This is a genomic window from Eubacterium sp. 1001713B170207_170306_E7, assembly GCF_015547515.1.
Taxonomy (GTDB): Bacteria; Bacillota; Clostridia; order Eubacteriales; family Eubacteriaceae; genus Eubacterium.
Window position 1 is genome coordinate 1 of record NZ_JADMVE010000004.1, and the last position, 15,358, is coordinate 15,358.

Sequence of the window (15,358 nt, forward strand, 5' to 3'; positions counted from 1 at the left end):
GCGTTTTTTATCCTTTGCTGATTTGCATCAGCTGGAATTTCAGGTTTTATGGTACTATTCTCTTTTCTATGACCCTTACAGCCTTTCGCTGTAATCGTTGTTCCCTCTCGCAAGAGAACTTCTATATTTTAGCATCTTGTTTTTTCTATGTCAAGCTCTTTTTGAACTTTTTTAAAAAACTTTTATGCTAAGTGGTGATTTCTCACTCACTTGCTGTCTCACTTGCGACAGCTTCATTATTATACGACGATGCTTTAGGAATGTCAATACCTTTTGTAAACTTTTTTCGCGTTTTTTTATCATTGTTTTTAAGCGGTTTCTCTGCTATATTGTTTCTTAAAGAATACCTAATATATAAGGGAGAGGGAGTATTGTTATGAAAGTTCTATCAGTTGTTGGTTCTCCTCGCAGGGACGGAAACACCGCCCAGGTCGTCGAGTACCTCACAAATAATCTGGAGGGTGGCGAGAAGGAGCTCGTTTATCTGAGCGACTATAAGCTGCACCCCTGTTTGGGCTGTATGCGCTGTGTCCATACAAACCGCTGTGTACAGGAGGACGGCTGGGACTCTATTCAGACCAGTCTCATGGAGGCTGATGTCCTGATTCTTGGGTTTCCCACCTACTACGCGTTTTCTCTGGGCTTTAACGCCATGACCCATGTTTTTCTGGAGCGCTGGTTTGCTCTGCGTCACCTGGGCGTAAAGCTTAAACTCAAAAAAATTGTCTGTGTGGTGTCCTCTGGCACCAGCCCTGAGGTCGCTCAGAACGGCCTGACTGACTTTTTCGTGAACTACCATCATCTGACAGCTCCGGAATTTCTAAATATTCAAACGCCCATCGCCTGTATGACCTGCGGTGTGGGCGACGTCTGTGAAATGAGCGGTCTGGCGTTGATGGCCCAGGACGGCATTATTTACACGCCAGATATGAAGCCCGATTTATCCAAGCAGCCCGAGGTTTTTGAAAAGGCCGCCCAGATCGCTGCGTCCATTTCTGCGTTAAAGGATTGACCCTCTAACCGCTGTTTTCTTCTGAGAGCAGCGGTTTATTTTATGTAATTGATTGAGTTTAAGACTTTACTCTGTTAGAATGAACCTATAAAGGTTATATATTATACAGAAAATGAGGCATTATGAAAACAAAAGACTTAAAAAAGATGGTGAAGTCCGTAATCGAAAGCTCCAGATACAGGCCGATGCGCTTTAAGGATCTGGCATACCTTTTGGATCTTCACAATAAAAAAGATAAACAGATGCTGAACAACCTGCTGATCGAGATGGTGCGGAAGGGCAAAATCGCCTGCGACCATCAGGAGCGCTATGTCAACATCAAAGACGAAAAAAGAATTACCGGAATCCTTCAGGGACACTCCAGAGGCTTTGGTTTTGTGACCCCGGACGATGAGAGCATAGATCAGGATATTTTTATTGCCCCTAGCTCCTTGAACGGCGCCCTGGACATGGACCGGGTGGAGGTGCGCCTCCTCACAGCTGCCAAAGACCGCCGGGCAGAGGGAGAAATTATCAAAGTGCTCGAACGTGGGCGCAACAAACTGGTGGGCCGTTTCGAGCAGCACAAAAATTTTGGTTTTGTCATCCCAGACAACGATAAGCTGAATAAAGATATCTTTATTCCCGAACGCTATATGTACGGTGCCCACACCAATGACAAGGTTGTTGTGAGCGTAACGGTCTGGCCAGACGGCGGCCAAAATCCTGAGGGCCGTATCGTGGAGGTTCTCGGAAGCGCTGACGACCCGAGGATTGACGTTCTGTCCATTTTCAGAGAATTTGACGTGCCCATGGAATTTTCCGAGGAGACTCTCCGGGACGCCAATATGCTGAGTGATACAATCACACCCGAAATGTTAAAAAACCGCGTTGACCTGAGAGGCGAGACGATCTTTACCATTGACGGTGACGACGCCAAGGATTTTGATGACGCCGTCTCTCTGAATATGAATGAAAAGGGCCATTATGTGCTGGGCGTTCACATCGCAGATGTCAGCCACTATATCACCGAGCGGGGCGCCATTGACCAGGAGGCCTACGAGCGCGGCACCAGCATTTATGCCATCGACCAGGTAATCCCGATGCTCCCCTTCAATCTTTCTAACAACGTATGCAGCCTCAAACCAGACGTGGATCGTCTGACCATGAGCTGTATCATGGAAATTGATGCCAAGGGCAATATCCTGAGCTACGATATTTTCAAATCTGTAATTCACTCGGCTGCCCGCATGACCTATCGCCAGGTAAACCGGCTGTTGGACGGTGTCCATGATGAGGGCACAGCAGCCCTCGAGCCATTTGAGAGCATCCTCTTTCAAATGGAGGAGTTGATGTCCATTCTTTATAATGAACGCCGGATTCAGCGGGGCGCGGTTGACTTTGATTTTCCAGAGCCCAAAATCACGCTGGACAAAAAGGGTTATCCCTGTGAGATTGTTGCCCTGGAACGCGGAATCTCCGAACGAATCATCGAGGAATTTATGCTGGCCGCCAACGAAACAGTCGCTGCCCATATCGAAAAAACCGGCCTGCCTTTTATCTTCCGCAACCATCCGGAGCCCGATCCCGAAAAACTTACAGCCTTCCGAACCTTTATCGGCCGCTTTGGCTTCATCCTTGGCGAGGCGGACACCCCAGTGACGGGGAAAGATTTTCAGAAACTACAAAAAGATATTGAAGATTCCTCCGAGGAAAATGTCATTACCCGTCTGATGCTGCGGACCATGCAGCAGGCCCTCTACGAAGGCAGCTGTAAGGGGCACTATGCCTTGGGCGCCAACTATTATACCCACTTCACCTCACCCATCCGCCGTTATCCTGATCTGGCTGTCCATCGAACCCTGTCCAGGGTCATGGACCACGCGCTCAACCCCAAGGAGATAAAATACCTGAAGGGCCATATTGATGAAATGGCTAAGCATTGCTCCGAACGGGAACGCCGGGCAGACGATATTGAGCGTGAGGTGGACAAGATTAAAATGGTCGAGTATATGTCAAGGCATATCGGCGAAACCTTCTCTGCCCAGATCAGCGGTGTGACCTCTTTTGGCTTTTTTGTCGAGCTGCCCAACACCATTGAGGGCCTGGTTCGTCTCCAGAGCCTTAAGGACGATTACTACTATTACGATGAGGAAATGCACCAGCAGGTAGGCGAACGCTTTGGCAAAATCTACAAACTGGGGCAGGACGTCACCGTCAAGCTTACTCACGCCGACATCAACAACCGACAGATTGATTTTGAAATTGCCCAGATTCCAAAGCAGGGACGTTCATAAGCCGTCCCTGTCCCAAAAATTTACTCCTTGATTAATCGCTTTGATTCTGGTATAATAAAATACTATCTGAAAGAAAGGAAATGGGTGCTATGGCCGATTCAGTCAAAGTCATTGCCAAGAACAAAAAAGCCCGGCACGATTACTTCATCGAAGAAACCTATGAATGTGGAATCGTCCTTGCCGGAACCGAGGTCAAATCCCTCCGCCAGGGCAAGGCCAGCCTGAAGGAAAGCCATGCCGACATCAAAGACGGCGAAGTTTATGTTTATCAAATGAACATTACCCCTTACGAGCACGGGAATATCTACAACAAAGACCCCATGCGCCCGAGAAAGCTGCTCCTACATAAGCAGCAGATCCGCAAGCTTATTGGGCTTAAGCAGCGCGAGGGCTATACCCTGGTGCCTCTGTCCCTGTATTTTAAAAACGGACGGGTTAAGCTTGAGCTGGCACTGGCAAAGGGTAAAAAACTCTATGATAAACGGCACACCATCGCAGAGCGGGACGCTAACCGGCGTATCCAAAAAAATCTGCGTCACAGCGTTTAGCTTTCGGAGATACTAAAATGGGGACGTAAAGGTTTCGACGGGGATGTTGAAGCTTGAGTAGCGAGCCGATGCGCTGATCATCGTTAAAAGTGGCACTTAAATATAAACGCAAAAGAAAACAGAAGTTACGGTATGGCTTTAGCTGCTTAATTGCAGTCTAAACCCGTATTAAGACTTACCGCAGCATAATAATTGCTGCACGCTCCTCCATTTAACCTGTGATTTGGAGATCAGCGTTCATAACAGCAGGGAACCGTTTGAGGAAGTGTCTCGGTCCGCAAACGCATAAGAGGCTAGTTCTGCAGAACCTTTGTCATTGGAGATCCTGCAGGGCGAATGTTAATCAATGACTGCGCTCGGAGAAACTCCTGTGAATGCATTTTCGGACGTGGGTTCGACTCCCACCGTCTCCACCAAATTTATCACTGATTACCTGAATCAATATCTGACAGGCCCTGGATTTTTCCCGCCTGTTTTTTATTGCCGGAAGTTTCATCTTTTTATTTCCGCTTTATTTTTTCTTGTAATCATATCATTTTATGCTATAATAATATCGTTTGAATTTAAGAAATTATTGTTAATCAAGGGAAGGTAACCATGGGAAAATATTACGAAAAAAAAACACTCATTGAGCAATTACAAAAGAAAGCCGTTGAATTAGGGCGTATACCGGTTCCTGAGGATATGGTCGACCCGCCAGCGAAGGCCTATCTTAGCTTTTTCAAGAAATGGGAAAAAGCACTCAAAGCTGCTGGCGTTGGTACTTCAGACATTAATCCGGCGCTCGGCAGAAAGGAATCTCCTGTCGTTTCAAAACCTGTCGAAGCAGTTGCCAATGATCCTGAATCCATCGAAGAAACTGCTTCTCAGGGCCGCCGACGCTACTCCAAGAGTATCATCACCCAGATGCTTTTAGATGAGTTCAAACGCCTCGGCAAAAAGCCAACCCGTAAGGAAATAGATGCCAACAAAAATCTTCCGACTGTGTCCACCTGCCTCAACTATTTTGGCACGACCAGGATCGGTGACGTGTGGGATGAAATTTTAAAAGAGCTTTAAAAAGACGGCGTGCCCGATGAGCACGCCGTCTTTTTTATATAAAATCCCTCCTGGGTATATGCAGAAGTTTTTTAAATAAACTCAAAATCTTTCTGACCAAATTCCTGGATCTCGTATTTTGTGGATTTTACATTTCTTTCCTGCTCTGCCTCTGCTTGGTTTTCCCAAGGCAACACGTCTCCCGGCTCCTTCAAATATTCTAAAAGCTGCCAGATTCCTTCTCCAGTATAGGAACTTACCGGAAAGATCGGGTCTGCGCCGGTCAGCTTCAGCCATTCAATGGCCTGTTCCGTATTGGCGCAGGGATGGTCGATCTGAGTCACAATTCCAATTACCGGTCTGTTCGCCACAGGCGCCACATTGGGTGGATACAGAGAATAAGGCTCAGTTGCATTGATTAAAAGAGCCACTACATCAGCCTCATAGGAATAAAGAGCCAATGCCCTTGCCAGTGTATTGGTTTCAGCGTATTCGCCAGGTGTATCAATAATTACATCAAAATGATTAACATACTGCGTTTTTTCATATTGAATGGTATCTCCCTTTAACGCCTGACGCAACGTGGTTTTTCCGCATTCACTTCTGCCAACCAAAATCATCTTTTTCATAAAGTCGCCTTCATTCTATGTTGTTGTAATCTCGCAGATGGTAAAGCCCAATGTCCCCTGAAGGTAGCTTAAAATTGCGTTAACCGCTGATTTAACATCCGAAATACGGCCGGTAAAAATCAAAGTGCCACTGAAACGGTCAATAAAGCCCATATCAATCGGAGCAGTTTTGATGGCCATATCCCCAGCGATAACGGCTATTTCCGCAGGTGTCATGCTCAAAATACCAATCGCCGCCTTGTTATAGTCCACGCTTGGGTTTAAGCCCAGCTTCTGGTAAACGATCGGGTCTGGACCAGCGATTATATGTGCCAGTGTAACCTGTTTACCAGGTACGGTTTCCTGTATGATACGAAGCTTACCTTCGTTTGATCCCAGTATATTGTTCACATCCATTGAAGTCCCTCCTAAAAATCCCCATAACTTTTCATTCTTTTATTGTATTACTATGTATTGTAACATTTAATCTTTAAGCAAAACATGGAAATACTTGTTTGATAAAGCTATTTTTTGTATTTCAACCAAAAAACACCCCGTTTCAGGGGTGTTTTAAAGTCTTATTTGCCACCATTCAGATGCTCGCCGCCAAATTTTCTTCTCAGGAAAAGGATTCCGCCAAACCCAACGATCACAAGTGCCAGGCTGATAAGCTGGGCAACACGTATGTTCATAAACATCAGGCTGTCCGTCCGTAATCCCTCAATAAAGAAGCGACCTACGGAATACAGGCCAAGATATAAAAACAGCAGTTCGCCGTCGACTTTTTTAAATTTCTTTTCATAAAAGAACAGAAATCCAAAAACGAGCAAGTCCCAGATGGATTCATACAAAAAAGTGGGATGAACACGAATCATCCCCAGAATCGGGTCGTTCACCGTAATCGCCCAAGGCAGATCTGTTATGGTACCATGGGCCTCCTGGTTAAGGTAATTGCCCCAGCGGCCTATGGCTTGTCCCAGTGGCAGCGCTGGAATCACTGTGTCGGCCAGAACAAAAAAATTAATCTTCTTTACTCGACACAGTATTATTCCGACAATGATACCGGCAATAATACCGCCGTGTATAGCCAGACCACCAGAACGTGTCATAATGATCTCATTAAGATGCTGAGAATAGTAATCCCATTCAAAAATAACGTAATAAAGCCGCGCGCCCACAATGATGGACGGAACCAGAAACAGAAAAAAGTCCATGATGTCATCGCTCTTGATTCCGTATTTTTTGCCACGTCTGACCGCGATCATCATCCCGATGACCAAGGCCGCAGCAATGAGGATTCCGTACCATTTCACCTCAATATTGAAAATCGTAAACGCTGTAGGGTTCGGTGTTGGCATGGTTTTCCTCCAATTCTTTTAATTTATTCTTTTTCCGGCAGGTCTCCAACCATCGGAAGCGGGCTTCCGTCATCACAGATGGTCAGGTAATCAATCGTAGCGGTTTCCGGATCTACGATACAGGCCAGTTGCCCATTGCGGGCACCAGCTGCGTTGCCTTCTTCAATATCAATGTGCATTTCCATTTTATGTTTATCCCCAACACGTACCAGCACATTATTGAAAACCAGGCCTCGGGGTCCCTTCAGGCGGACAGATACAATATCGCCATCCTTTAGGTTGTAGTTTGCACCTTCCTCGGTGGATAAATGGATGTGCCTTTCAGCGACAATCATACCCTTTTCCTTAACTACTTTACCCTTCGGTCCGATAATGGTAAAGCCCGGTGTTCCCTCCAGGTCACCAGATAAACGGATCGGAACTTGATGAATCCCGAGTTTAACACCGTCTGCGATGTTTAATTCCAGCTGTGTTTCCGGGCGAACCGGACCTAAAACACGTACTCCTGCCAGTGTGTTCTTTGGTCCTACAATATCCACCTTTTCGACCGCTGCAAACTGTCCAGGCTGAACCAGAAATTTTTTCGGTGTCAGCTCGTAGCCTTCACCAAATAAAGCTTCTAAATCCTCCTGGGACAAATGAATGTGTTTGTTTGATAATCCCAATGGTACTCTGCGTTCCATAAATACTAATCTCCTTTTCATTAACCATTAATTTTTAAGTTTCTCTACCTTGCTTTATTCTACCTAAAAATTATTCACTTGTTAATGCACTATTTTGTTCATTTTGCGCATTTCACATTTTGAGGACTGCTACTATTTTGTCTTTTTTAGTTTTTTGGTCATTTCGAGCATTTCGGCAGCATGGTCAAGCGTCGTTTGAGTCACCTCTGCGCCGCTGAGCATCCGGGCCAGCTCGTTCTGGCGTTCCCGCTCTCCCAGCGGTCCAAAATTCACCTCAACGCTGTCATCATCCGATTTCTTCTCGACCAGAAAATGCTTATCTGCCATGGAGGCAATCTGCGGCAGATGGGTGATGCAAATAATCTGATGCGTCTTGCTGAGCTCAAAAACTTTCTCAGCTACCGCCTGAGCTGTGCGCCCGCTGATCCCTGTATCAATCTCGTCAAAAATCATGGTCTGAATTCGGTCGCGGTCACCAAAAATACTCTTGATACTGAGCATAATACGAGAAATTTCCCCGCCAGACGCAATCTTGCGCAGCGGCTTGGGTGGTACCCCAGGATTGACCGAGATCAAAAATTCTACCTGATCCTGCCCTTTTGGTGAAATGAGCTTTTTCTCCTGGGTGATCTGTACCTGCACCACTGTTTTTTCCATAGCCAGATCCTTCAGCTCACGTTCAAGCGCTTCCTTAAACACCTGACCAGAATTTTTCCGCATTTCGTGCAGTTCATTTGCCTGGCTTTCATAATCCCGTAATATTTTTTTATACTGCTTCTGAAATTTCTCGATCTGTTCATCCCGATTCATGAGGTCTGAAAGCCGTTCTTCCAAAAGCGCACCATATTCCAAAATTTCTCTGATCGAGCTTCCATATTTCCGCTTGAGTCCGGTGATTACCCCCAGACGTTTTTCAACCTCATCCAAATTGTCCATGTCAAAGTCAATACCGTCAATATAACTTCTTATTTCAAAGGACAAGTTTTCAAGCTCCTGATAGGCTGATTCTACCACAGCTTCGTAGGCCTTGAAACCAGTGTCAATTTCTGAAATATCTCGTATACGGTCTCCCAGCTCGGTCAGCAGCGCCAGAAGAGCGGTCTGGTAAGCATTTTCGTCTCCGTTCAAGACCTGATAGGCTTCATTTGCACTTCTGAAAAGCTGCTCGCTGTTGACGAGAATCTTTTTGTCACTCTCCAGACTTTCTTCCTCACCGTCGATCAGATTGGCTGCCCGGATCTCCTTGAGCTCATACAAGAACATTTCCTTCTGGCGTTCCATTTCCCGCTCGTCCTTTTCAAGACCGCGGATTTTCTGGCTGAGCTCCTTGAGTCTCGCGGCGTCGCCTGCCACCACACTCAGAAGCTCACTGGCCGGATCACCACCAAAATCATCTAAAAGATGGCGGTGGTTTTCCCGCTGAAACAACGACTGATGCTCGTGCTGCCCATGAATATCAATCAAATTATCGCCGATGGCTCGGAGCTGGGTCACGGTAATAATAATCCCATCTGCCCGGCACACGTTTTTCCCTTTTGTGTCAATCTCACGGGTCAATATGAGTCGCCCGTCCTCTGGCTCGATACCAAATTCGGTCAGCTTGGCAGCTACTGCCTGGTTTCCGTCAATGTCAAACAAACCCTGCACCACCATTTTATCCGCGCCATGGCGAATATTAGACTTATTGCCCCGCTGCCCTAAAAGCAGCGTAAGCGCGTCGATAACAATGGATTTACCGGCCCCGGTTTCACCTGTGATCACGTTGAGCCCCGGGTCCAGGTCAATATTCAAGGACTCAATCAGGGCATAATTTTTTATGACGATATTTAACAGCATAAAAACCTCTCCTGTGTTTTAATCTGGACCGCTATTCTTGCGGGCCGCCTTCAGGGCTTCATCAATTTTTTAAAACGGCTTACGATTTCGTTGACGTCATTCTGCTCCCGAACCGCAACAAAAATAGTGTCGTCGCCGGCGACGGTACCAACCACCTCATTCCACTCCATGGAATCAATAGCCAAGGCTGCTGCTTGAGCCATAGCGGGCAGCGTATGGATCACCACTAAAAAGGTTGCTGTATCTACCGTCAGAACGGATTCTCTAAAAACTGCGACCACCCGCTCATCATATATGGTGCCCATATCCTTTAAGGAAGAATAATACTGGCGGCCGTCCTGCCCCATAACCTTAATAAGCTTGAGCTCTTTAATATCCCTCGAAATTGTGGCCTGGGTCACCTTGTAACCACTCTGCTTTAAGTGCTCTGCCAGCTCCTCCTGGGTTTCAATCTGATTGTTTTCAATAATTTCAATAATTTTGGTCTGTCTTGCCACTTTCACGGCAGCTACCTCCTGTCTTTATTGCTGATATTGCTGAGCACATCATCAGAAAGCTTTTTCCTCAGACGGTCGTAAAAGTTCACATTATTGAGCCGGACCAGGTTCGCCGTATAGGGTGCTTTCTTCACCACCACTTCGTCCCTTGCGCTGAGAGGGATAATACTCTGTCCATCAAAACTCACAATAATATCCCGCTCCCGTTCATCAAAACGGATGGTGATATTTTCCTCTGCGGCAATCACATAGGCTCGGTCATGCAGCCGGTGCGGACAAATCGGGTTTACAATCATCACATCGGTCCCCGGCGCCACTACTGGTCCGCCTGCAGCCAGCGAATAGGCCGTCGAACCTGTAGGACTGGCGATGATGAGCCCGTCTGCTCTGAAAAAGTCAATCATGTTTTCCCCCGCTTTTCCCGCATAAGCCTTAATATCCATCATGCGAAACCCGGTATTTTTTACCAAAACGTCGTTGAGAGCCAGAAATGTCTCTTTCTCACCATTCTGCCTGTTAATGCAGGAAGACAGCATCATGCGCTTTTCGAGAAAAAACGCACCGTCACAGAGTGCCTCCAACAAATGCTCATAGTTAGAAGCTTCTCCTTCTGTCAAAAAACCTAATTTCCCAAGATTAATGCCAAAAAGAGGCATGTCATAAACGCAGGAGGCTCTGGCGACAGACAGCAGAGTACCGTCTCCGCCCAGCACTACAATGCAATCTGGCTTTCTGTAAAACTCGTCCTTGGGATAAACGTGCACCCCTGGGTCTCCGTCTGGCTCCATTTGATTATTGAGCAAAGCGACCTGTATTGCCCGCCCTCTCAGATAACGGATACACTTAGCGGCCATTTCCACACTGTCACTTTTATCACAGTTAAGATAGATGCCGACTTCATTCATCATTACTTTCCCCGTCCTTTTTGCTGTACGCGCTGTGGGCCAAATCGACCACCTGCTCAATTATTTTATTTCGGTTCTCGGGCTCTGCGACCGCATCCTCTGGCAGCTTCTCAACAAAGCAGAGAAATTCAATATTTCCCTTTGGCCCCTGTATCGGTGAATAATCCAGGCCTAAAACCCTGAAATGCTTCTCTGTGATCTGAGAAAGGGTTTTGTCCAGTACATCACGATGGGTCTTTTTATCCCGGACAACGCCGTTCTTACCCACCTTGTCACGTCCTGCCTCAAACTGAGGCTTTATAAGCCAGATGCCTTTTCCGCCGTCCTTTAAAAACAAACGAATCGTATCCAGAAGCTTGGTGATCGAAATAAAGGAAACATCCATGACTGTTCCATCCACAACTTCCGGGATTGCCTCCTTTTCAAGATTTCTGAAATTGGTCCGCTCCATGGATACCACCCGATCATCTCCCCGGAGCCGCCAGTCAAGCTGCCCATACCCCACATCGACCGAGTATACCTTCGCCGCCCCGTTTTGTAACAAGCAGTCTGTGAAACCACCGGTCGACGCACCAATATCAAGGAAAATACCATCCTGCACCGGAAAAGCAAAGACCTTAAGCCCTTTTTCAAGCTTCAGCCCGCCCCGGCTCACATAAGGGATAGGATTGCCCTTGACCTCGATGGCAGATGGGTTTAAATCCACAGCCAACTGATCTCCCGCTTTATCCTTGACCTGACCATTCACCATGACCAACCCGGCCATAATGGCTTTTTTAGCCTTCTCCCGGGAATCAAAAAAGCCATGATCAACGAGATATTTATCAAATCGTTCTTTTTTCATACGTTCTACTTTCTATTTATAAAGTATTGCCGGTCCTTCCGGCGAAATAAACTGGGCAAAGCCCGGGCTGTTATTCACAGCCCTTGAATAAAATCTTAACGGTCGCCACAGGTACCGAAAAGCCATGAATAATGGAAGTACTGTTCTTCATTGCCAGATCCTTCCCGAGGGCTTTGCCGCCAACCGTCAGGCATGCGATACAGCCGCTCATTATCAGGCTTAAAACAGCCGCATTAAAAAGCGGATAAAACAGCAGCAGCTGCGCAGCAATGCTGACGCCTGTGGCGCCACTGACAATCCCACAGATATCGCCGATGACATCGTTGCAGACATTGGACACCCTCGGGGCATTCTTGACCAGCGAAACTGCAGTCTTCGCACCCTTTAATTTCTTAGCGGCCATGGCGTTAAAGGGCTCAATATTAACTGCGGTCACAGCCACACCCACAATATCTGCCAGAATACCAAAGGCAATAATGGCAAATAAAATAAGAAAAGAAACCAAGAGACCCGTATGGGCTAAAAGCATATCCGAAATATACGTGACCAGCATGGTCGAAAAGAAAGTGCCAATGGACACTCCAATCACCCAGCGTCGATGCTTGCGCTCTTTTAATTCTTTTTTAGACAGATTTTTCTTGTTTGTTTTCATCAATTCTCCAGTTTAAACTAAAAAGAAAGGAATTATGCGACGCATAATTCCTTCACATTCATTCATAGGGTGGTAGCATAATGAGTAAACTTTGCGACATAGGTTCAGTAGGATTTCCCAAAACATGACTAAGACGTCGCCGTCAAAGCGGTTTCCCTTTACATGTAGTCTGCAGCGTCACCGGATGCAGGACTGAATTACCACTAAGTGTGCACTATAATCCCCACTATACCTCTTGCGAGCAGTCTAGGAGTTTTCCTCGACAACACCCATTGATCCTTAGCCTCTTTTGCAGATTAGGTTTCGAACGCAATATTTTATACTCTCCGGGCCCTGGAAATTATAAAACTGTCAGCCCATCCACCTAAGCCACTCAAGGCAGGCTACGCTGTTTCAGTACTCCATTCCACTACAGAATGAAACACATTCACAGGTTTTCCCTATCATTAGACAGGTCTCCACGGAAGCAGGGTCAGAAGCCCACATGCCATTGCAGGTTGCCCCATCTTCCTTAACCCCCAGTGAACACCCCCAACTGGGCGTCAAAAGCATTCACAAGGGACTTCATCGATATGCCCTTCGACGGATTTTTAGGCCCGCCCTGGTGATCAACAGTGCCGACTAGAATACTGCACCACCTGTATAAGATTATATCACCTTCCTTTCCTTATCACAAGTGAAAAACTGTATAAATATGTAAAGATTAAACAATATTTAAGCTGCTTTTCCCAAAAATCGTGAATATTAAGTGAATATGCCCGGGGCCGGCTGCGTTCTCATAAGTGCTTACTTCTTTTTCCCTGCTGCTGTTACTTTACTGCCTTGCTTTCCAGAGCAGCGGCGCTTCTTTCATAAAGCATGAAGCTACAATTCCCAGCGCAGCCACAGCGATACAAATCATAAAAACGTAGTCTACCGACAACGCAATAACCGCTTTGCCTTGTTCCAGCAGTCCGTTAAATCCATCGATAAGGGATGCTGGTATGCCTGAACGAATCTGACGGACTGCGTCAGCGTTGATGAGAATCTGAGGATTTTTAATCAATGCGCTGATCTGATCTGGAAGACTGCCTGAGCTCAGATTGGCCATTCCATTTGCCAGACTCTCATTCATGACCGCGCCGCAGAGCGAAGACCCCACTGTCCCTCCTATATTCCTGAAAAACAAGACCGATGAGGTCACCGTCCCAATCTGCGGAGGCGGGCAAGCGTTCTGAGCATTGACATTTGCGATAGGCATGCTCATACCAATGCCGAACCCCAGAATGGACATATAAATAACCACCAATGCGTAAGGCGTACCCGAACCAATACGCGAAAGCAGCAGTGTGCCCAGCAGAAGAATCGAAAAAGAAACGATGGACAGTTTTGGTGCTTTTCCGTATTTTGAGATCATTCTGCCAGTCAAATTGCTGGCAATCAACAGGGCTAACATCATGGGAATAGTGGTGATGCCCGTTGCCGTTGCCGAAATTCCTACCACACCCTGGGCATAGTAAGGGAGATAGACAATGGCTGCGAGCATGACAAATTGAGTTAGGAAAGCCGTCGCGAAAGAAAAACTAATGGCGCGATTTGTCAAAAAAGCAGGTGGTATAATCGGATTTGCCGCCTTTTTTTCATAAAAACCAAATCCAGTCAATACTATAACAGAGAACAGAAAACTCAGATTCATCGGGATTGAAAACCAACCGATTTCTTTACCTGCCAGGCTCAAAACCAGGAGTAGCGGTATCACGCCGACAGCCAATAATAGTATCCCGGGAAGATCAAGGCTGTTCCGGCTGCACTTAACACTTGGAAGCGCAATACCAATCAATACCGCTGCAACAATTCCAATAGGCAGGTTCATATAAAAAATCCACCGCCAACCCAGCTGATCCGCAAAAATCCCTCCGGCTAAAGGTCCTATAACACTGGCCAGTCCATACATAGAGGAAACCATTCCCATATATTTGCCGCGTTTTTGAGGCGGGAATACGTCCGCTACCACGGTAAATACACTGGCGGCAATTAAGCCCCCGCCAATACCCTGAAGCCCTCTGAATACAATGAGCTGAAGAATATCCTGGGAGATTCCGCAAAGCATTGAAAACAGACTGAATGCGATAATACCCCCCATGAACAGTGGCTTATGTCCGTAAATATCTGCTACGCCGCCGCACACCAGCGTAGCTATGGTTGAGCAGAGCATATAAGCCGTAAAAGGCCATGCGTAATATGACAGTCCTCCCAAATCTTCAATAATCGGCTTCATCGCCGTGCTGACAACCGTAGAGTCAAGAGCTGCCAATAAAATGCTGACCATCACACCGATCAAAATCAGTGTGGTTGATATTTTTTCTGTATTTTTCATTGAATTTATAACCTTTCTTCAATCTAATTAATACTAGTCTTAACGATACTATTCTGGCAAAAGAAAAGCCGAAGTCTCGGCAGGTTTATCTCTTTTATACTACTATCAAATATACTATGCATCTGAAAATAAACGGATAAGCGGGTAACGCCGATTATCCGTAATAGTTTGCTTTAAACTCTTTAATCCAGTCACAAAACAGCATGTACATTCTCCGGTTTAAATCAATAACTGAGGTTCCCTGGTACACCAGGGGCGCCTTGGCAACCGTCTCCAACCGGTGCGCTTTATCGGAAAAAGTTTGGTATAAACGGTCCAGCATGGCTTTCCCAGTCGCTTCATCAAGCTTTTCAATATTTGCGATAAAAGCCGTAAAAGGCAGATAGACCGTTTCAGGCTTATCTATGCATTTTTCCATCAATTCGAAAAAGTAGGCCTTTCCCTTTTCGTTTATGGTGTAAATGGTCTTTTGCGGCATTTCTCCTTCCTTCACGACCTCTCCGTCAATGTATCCCCGTGCACAGAGTGTCACAAGGTTACGGTAAATGGAAGGCGTACTGATTTTAGTCCACCGTTTAATGTAGCGACTGTCCATCACCTTTTGCATTTCGTAAGCGTTCATGGGTTGTTCCATCAATACACCCAGAATCAATAAATTAACCGTCGACATATTTTCTCCTTCAGCAACTAGTATAGTTGAGACTAGTATCATTGTAGAACTTTTTTTCACAAATGTCAAGCGTCT

At 46.3% G+C, this 15,358-nt stretch carries 15 protein-coding genes and 1 other RNA gene; 5 read left to right on the forward strand and 11 right to left on the reverse strand.

Annotated elements, in window-relative coordinates; genetic code table 11:
- Nucleotides 1–376 precede the first annotated feature (376 nt).
- From I2B62_RS10525 to I2B62_RS10545, 5 genes are all read left to right on the forward strand, one after another.
- Complete coding sequence (locus I2B62_RS10525; protein WP_195268946.1) at nt 377–1,012, forward strand: flavodoxin family protein; 636 nt, start codon at nt 377–379, stop codon at nt 1,010–1,012.
- Between the two features lie 122 nt (nt 1,013–1,134).
- Nucleotides 1,135–3,288, forward strand: a complete 2,154-nt coding sequence (rnr, locus tag I2B62_RS10530) for a ribonuclease R (protein ID WP_195268962.1) — start codon at nt 1,135–1,137, stop codon at nt 3,286–3,288.
- An 89-nt stretch (nt 3,289–3,377) separates the two neighbouring features.
- On the forward strand, nt 3,378–3,836 hold the full coding sequence (smpB, locus tag I2B62_RS10535; protein ID WP_038350622.1) for an SsrA-binding protein SmpB: 459 nt from the start codon (nt 3,378–3,380) through the stop codon (nt 3,834–3,836).
- A 19-nt stretch (nt 3,837–3,855) separates the two neighbouring features.
- Nucleotides 3,856–4,252, forward strand: a transfer-messenger RNA (tmRNA) gene (gene ssrA / locus I2B62_RS10540).
- A gap of 181 nt (nt 4,253–4,433) precedes the next feature.
- The gene (locus I2B62_RS10545; RefSeq protein ID WP_195268965.1) at nt 4,434–4,895 is read left to right on the forward strand and encodes a hypothetical protein; all 462 of its coding nucleotides are present in this window, start codon (nt 4,434–4,436) and stop codon (nt 4,893–4,895) included.
- A 71-nt stretch (nt 4,896–4,966) separates the two neighbouring features.
- Here the strand turns inward: I2B62_RS10545 and I2B62_RS10550 are convergent, their stop codons facing one another.
- From I2B62_RS10550 to I2B62_RS10600, 11 genes are all read right to left on the reverse strand, one after another.
- Complete coding sequence (locus tag I2B62_RS10550) at nt 4,967–5,503, reverse strand: EutP/PduV family microcompartment system protein (RefSeq protein WP_195268967.1); 537 nt, start codon at nt 5,501–5,503, stop codon at nt 4,967–4,969.
- A gap of 15 nt (nt 5,504–5,518) precedes the next feature.
- Complete coding sequence (locus tag I2B62_RS10555; RefSeq protein WP_013381240.1) at nt 5,519–5,899, reverse strand: BMC domain-containing protein; 381 nt, start codon at nt 5,897–5,899, stop codon at nt 5,519–5,521.
- A gap of 161 nt (nt 5,900–6,060) precedes the next feature.
- Entirely contained in the window at nt 6,061–6,840 is a 780-nt protein-coding gene (gene lgt, locus I2B62_RS10560; RefSeq protein WP_195268973.1) for a prolipoprotein diacylglyceryl transferase, read from the reverse strand.
- A gap of 23 nt (nt 6,841–6,863) precedes the next feature.
- Nucleotides 6,864–7,523: a phosphate propanoyltransferase gene (locus I2B62_RS10565; RefSeq protein ID WP_195268975.1), complete on the reverse strand. Its 660-nt coding sequence runs from the start codon at nt 7,521–7,523 to the stop codon at nt 6,864–6,866.
- Between the two features lie 132 nt (nt 7,524–7,655).
- Nucleotides 7,656–9,359, reverse strand: a complete 1,704-nt coding sequence (recN, locus tag I2B62_RS10570) for a DNA repair protein RecN (RefSeq protein WP_195268977.1) — start codon at nt 9,357–9,359, stop codon at nt 7,656–7,658.
- Nucleotides 9,360–9,409: 50 nt separating this feature from the next.
- On the reverse strand, nt 9,410–9,862 hold the full coding sequence (locus I2B62_RS10575; protein ID WP_195268978.1) for an arginine repressor: 453 nt from the start codon (nt 9,860–9,862) through the stop codon (nt 9,410–9,412).
- A 5-nt stretch (nt 9,863–9,867) separates the two neighbouring features.
- Entirely contained in the window at nt 9,868–10,764 is an 897-nt protein-coding gene (locus I2B62_RS10580; RefSeq protein ID WP_195268980.1) for an NAD(+)/NADH kinase, read from the reverse strand.
- A complete protein-coding gene (locus I2B62_RS10585; protein WP_195268982.1) occupies nt 10,754–11,605 on the reverse strand; it encodes a TlyA family RNA methyltransferase in 852 nt (283 codons plus the stop codon). Before I2B62_RS10585 ends, I2B62_RS10580 begins: the two co-directional genes overlap by 11 nt.
- A 70-nt stretch (nt 11,606–11,675) precedes the next feature.
- Complete coding sequence (locus I2B62_RS10590; RefSeq protein ID WP_195268984.1) at nt 11,676–12,257, reverse strand: hypothetical protein; 582 nt, start codon at nt 12,255–12,257, stop codon at nt 11,676–11,678.
- 814 nt (nt 12,258–13,071) lie between these two features.
- Nucleotides 13,072–14,613, reverse strand: coding sequence for an MDR family MFS transporter (locus tag I2B62_RS10595; protein WP_195268986.1), 1,542 nt, complete (start codon nt 14,611–14,613; stop codon nt 13,072–13,074).
- Nucleotides 14,614–14,767: 154 nt separating this feature from the next.
- Nucleotides 14,768–15,283 carry a PadR family transcriptional regulator gene (locus I2B62_RS10600; RefSeq protein WP_195268987.1) on the reverse strand — a complete coding sequence of 172 codons (516 nt, stop codon included), beginning with the start codon at nt 15,281–15,283 and terminating at the stop codon, nt 14,768–14,770.
- Between the last annotated feature and the right edge of the window lie 75 nt (nt 15,284–15,358).

Coding starts and splice junctions, on each gene's coding strand:
- I2B62_RS10555 (WP_013381240.1), bottom strand. CDS start 5,899: ATGGATGTGAACAATATACTGGGATCAAACGAAGGTAAGCTTCGTATC.
- I2B62_RS10600 (WP_195268987.1), bottom strand. CDS start 15,283: ATGTCGACGGTTAATTTATTGATTCTGGGTGTATTGATGGAACAACCC.
- rnr (WP_195268962.1), top strand. CDS start 1,135: ATGAAAACAAAAGACTTAAAAAAGATGGTGAAGTCCGTAATCGAAAGC.
- I2B62_RS10585 (WP_195268982.1), bottom strand. CDS start 11,605: ATGAAAAAAGAACGATTTGATAAATATCTCGTTGATCATGGCTTTTTT.
- lgt (WP_195268973.1), bottom strand. CDS start 6,840: ATGCCAACACCGAACCCTACAGCGTTTACGATTTTCAATATTGAGGTG.
- recN (WP_195268977.1), bottom strand. CDS start 9,359: ATGCTGTTAAATATCGTCATAAAAAATTATGCCCTGATTGAGTCCTTG.
- I2B62_RS10580 (WP_195268980.1), bottom strand. CDS start 10,764: ATGATGAATGAAGTCGGCATCTATCTTAACTGTGATAAAAGTGACAGT.
- smpB (WP_038350622.1), top strand. CDS start 3,378: ATGGCCGATTCAGTCAAAGTCATTGCCAAGAACAAAAAAGCCCGGCAC.
- I2B62_RS10525 (WP_195268946.1), top strand. CDS start 377: ATGAAAGTTCTATCAGTTGTTGGTTCTCCTCGCAGGGACGGAAACACC.
- I2B62_RS10545 (WP_195268965.1), top strand. CDS start 4,434: ATGGGAAAATATTACGAAAAAAAAACACTCATTGAGCAATTACAAAAG.
- I2B62_RS10550 (WP_195268967.1), bottom strand. CDS start 5,503: ATGAAAAAGATGATTTTGGTTGGCAGAAGTGAATGCGGAAAAACCACG.
- I2B62_RS10590 (WP_195268984.1), bottom strand. CDS start 12,257: ATGAAAACAAACAAGAAAAATCTGTCTAAAAAAGAATTAAAAGAGCGC.
- I2B62_RS10595 (WP_195268986.1), bottom strand. CDS start 14,613: ATGAAAAATACAGAAAAAATATCAACCACACTGATTTTGATCGGTGTG.
- I2B62_RS10565 (WP_195268975.1), bottom strand. CDS start 7,523: ATGGAACGCAGAGTACCATTGGGATTATCAAACAAACACATTCATTTG.